Below are 1,616 nucleotides of genomic sequence, written 5' to 3' on the forward strand. Positions count from 1 at the left end.
GTCCAGGCATCGGGCAAGCCGTCGATCGCGAGCCGGCTCACCGTGCCGGCGCGACCGCCGGCCGGCCCCGTGCCCAGCAGCGCACGCAGGCGGCCCAGCAGGCCGGCGGCGCCGAGCGCAGGACGGGTGGCATCGAATTCCGTATTCACGACGGTCCCCTAGGGTCTGTTTCCATATGGAACGCACATGCGTTGCCACGAGAACGGCCGCTCGCGAGGCGCGTGACGCCGCGAATACTGACGTATTCGCAAGGAGCGCAACGCGGCGAGCGGCCGTTCTCGTGGCAACCCCTAATTAAAAAATCCATTCCACGGGAATGCCCGAAATCGCCCGTATGGCGGCGTCGCTCGTCGCTTGTTTGGCTCGGCCAAACGGCGCTCCTCACTTCTTGCCCTCCGAGCGATTTCGGGCATTCGCATGTGCGTTCCATATGGAAACAGACCCTAGTAATCCGAATAAAGCCGAACGGGCGTCGGCGTGACGAGCCAGCTGCGTTGCGCGCGCGCATCGAACGCATAGCGCAGGTACACGAGCGCCGAACTCGGCGCGTAGTCGTGCGACCGGTCGACGTTCAGTTGTGCGCCGACGCTCAGGTGCGGGTTCACGCGGTACTCGACGATCCCGTTGATGCCGTAAGAGAACGACACGCCGCGCGTCGAGCTGCCCGCGTACACGAGCCCGGCCGCGACCTGCTCGGCCCGCAGATTCGAGAACGTCGGGTAATACAGCGAATCCTTCTCGTAGCTGTTCGAGATCCCGCCCGTGACGGTCAGGTCCCACGACAGCGCATCGTGCCGCCCCGCCCATTCGATCGGCACGCCGAGCGACAGGTAGCGCTGCGGGCTGTAGTAGCCGCCCTGCCCGTACGTGTAGTAGCGCAGGTTCTGCGCGTAGTGCCACGCATTGCCGACGAGCCCGGTGCTGACCTTCATCGTCGCGCGCTCGTACACCGGCATGGTGAAGCCCGTGCGCAGCGTGACTGCCGCGTTGCGTTCGACGTTGCGGCCGGACAGCACGCCCGCGCCGAGTTCCGCGAACAGGTTCGTGCGGCCGACGTCGACCGACGCGCGCAGGTTCACGCCGTCGCGGCGCACGCCGCCCCAAACCCAGCCCGTCCACGGGTCGCGCATCCCCGAGTACGACAGCACGCTGCTCGTTTCCGGCCGCCGCGACGCGTTCACCGAGAAACTGGCCGGGCCCGCGTCGAAGCGATAGCGCACGCCGCCGACGAGGTAATGCACGGGGAAACCGAGCGGCGACGTGCCGAGATCGAAACGCCATGCGTCCGACAGATAGCCGGCGCCGAGCGCGACACCCGTCATCGGCTGGTGCAGGTCGCCCTGCGGATGCGCGATCAACGCGGCGGCCTGCTGATCCAGCGCCGACTGGAGGGGCGACGCGGCCAGCGCGCTGAGCCCCCCGTAGGTGCCGAAGGATTTCAGCGAATACGCGTTCGGGTTGCTCGTATCGAGCGTGCCCGCGTCGAGATGCACGGGCGCGATCGCGGCGATTGGCGTGGCCGTCGTTGCAATCTGGCGATATGAAGCGGCGACACCGGCGCAAGCCGCGTCATCCGGCACACCGGCCGCGATGGCGAGCACGCAGTCCGTCGCAGC

Annotated in this window: 1 protein-coding gene; it reads right to left on the reverse strand. The window is 67.6% G+C overall.

Features of this window, described 5'->3' with window-relative positions:
• Positions 1-443: 443 nt before the first annotated feature.
• On the reverse strand, positions 444-1,616 hold a 1,173-nt coding region (locus G3N61_RS38995; RefSeq protein ID WP_241018136.1), incomplete at its 5' end, for a cellulose synthase subunit BcsC-related outer membrane protein.

This window comes from Burkholderia sp. Ac-20349, from assembly GCF_017104865.1.
GTDB classification, from domain to species: domain Bacteria; phylum Pseudomonadota; class Gammaproteobacteria; order Burkholderiales; family Burkholderiaceae; genus Burkholderia; species Burkholderia aenigmatica.